Below are 1,573 nucleotides of genomic sequence, written 5' to 3'. Positions count from 1 at the left end.
CGGTCCCCAGGCCGGAGTCATTTAGAGCCTGCGTGTAAGCGGTGTCATAGATTTGTTGGTTGATATCCGAAGGCGTTGGGTGTTGATTGCCTGCGTTGATCAATTTTTCTCTGGCATCGGCTTGGTCCTGTTTACTGATATGGTCCAGCTTCGCTTTCGCTGCTTGGGTGGCGATAATTTTCCCTTCCGTTCCGGCTATCTCGGTCATCTGGGCGCTGAGTTCGCCAATCAGTTGCGCCTGTTTCAGCCGCTGCTGTTCTTTTTCCTTATCAAATATCGGACTGAGGACATTGGCGGCGTTATCGGTATCGCGACTTAAGTTCGCGGTATCCTGCGTCTGGTGCGCCTTATCCCGGATAATCAGGTTGCCGTCACTGACGGCGGCGTGTGTGGTACTGCTGTCATGGCCCTGGTTATGAGAGCCGGTCAGCGCATTAACTGCCAGATTATTCAGCACCTGCCCGGCGGTTGGTTGGCCGAGGCTGACGCCTGCACTTTGCTGTTCGACAGTAAAATCCGCTTTATTTTGAATATCCTTAAAGCCCAGTGTCCCGGTGTTGAGGGTGTTTTTGGCTTTGTCGGCGGTACTGGCTATCACCGCACCGTCTAATTGGGTGTGGTCGCCGACGTTAACCTGATAACCGCCTTTACCAGCAAACAGCCCGGTCTGCTCCTGCACCGAATCGTAATTGCTGTGCAGTTTATTGCGGCTGGCATTGAGATTCAGGGTGCCGTTAGATTGCGGGCCCACGGTGGCACTGACCCCGGCGCTGGCATTCTGTTGTCGGCTGTCATAGCGCTGGCTGTCTTGTTCACTGCTCAATGACAGATGACGTTTCACGTCGGCAGTAATCTGTTCGCCGCTGATTTGTGCCCCTTTCAGCGTCGTATCCCGGCCACTGTTCAGCTCAACGGTCTGTCCTGCCTGTAACGTGGTGTTATTGTGGCTGACACCGTTGCCGTTTTCATGGCCGTTGCCCCGACTGACATTGGCCGAAACACTCAGGCCGGTGCCCCCCGGTCCGGCAGTCAGGCCCACGCCCAGCGAGCTGCCGTGGCTGCTGTTTTTACCGGTGGTCTGTTCGGTGTTCTGGCTGGATGAGAGCGTAATATCCCGACTGGCATTGAGTTGCAGGTCTTTACCCGCCTGTAACTGGCTGCCCTGAATGCGGATATCGCCGTTCGGACTGATGTGCCTTTGTCATCACCGTTAGCCGTAATCGTGAGATTATCCCCGGCAGTGAGATGGCTGCCCTGTTGGGTGGTCTGACGGGACTGCTGTTCTGAACGGGAAGACTGGCGCCCGTAGGACAGGCTCACCCCGGCCAGATTGTTATTGGCTTTGTTGTCACTGCCCTGAGCTTCGGCCAGTCGGGCGGCCTGAGTCGCCTGTACTCCGCTGAGGGCAGCTTTGGTGTTTTGCAGGGCTTTCAGTCGCGGGTCACTTTCATTGCGGGCGGTTCTGGCTGTTTGCACCGCACTGTTGACGGCCCCGCCGGCAGCGCCACTCAGCGCCACGGTTAAGCCGCTCTGTTTCTGTTCGGTTTGGGTCAACGTCGTGTGGCGATTTTCC

General features: G+C 56.6%; 1 pseudogene. It reads right to left on the bottom strand.

The features are described from left to right. Nucleotides 1–1,573 (bottom strand): annotated as a pseudogene (locus KZ793_RS22205) (hemagglutinin repeat-containing protein); the annotation flags it as partial.

The sequence above is a fragment of the Photorhabdus antumapuensis genome (assembly GCF_020387775.1).
In the GTDB taxonomy this organism is placed as follows: Bacteria; Pseudomonadota; Gammaproteobacteria; order Enterobacterales; family Enterobacteriaceae; genus Photorhabdus; species Photorhabdus antumapuensis.
Note: the sequence above shows the minus strand (reverse complement) of the source record. Positions and strands in the feature narration are given on the sequence as shown.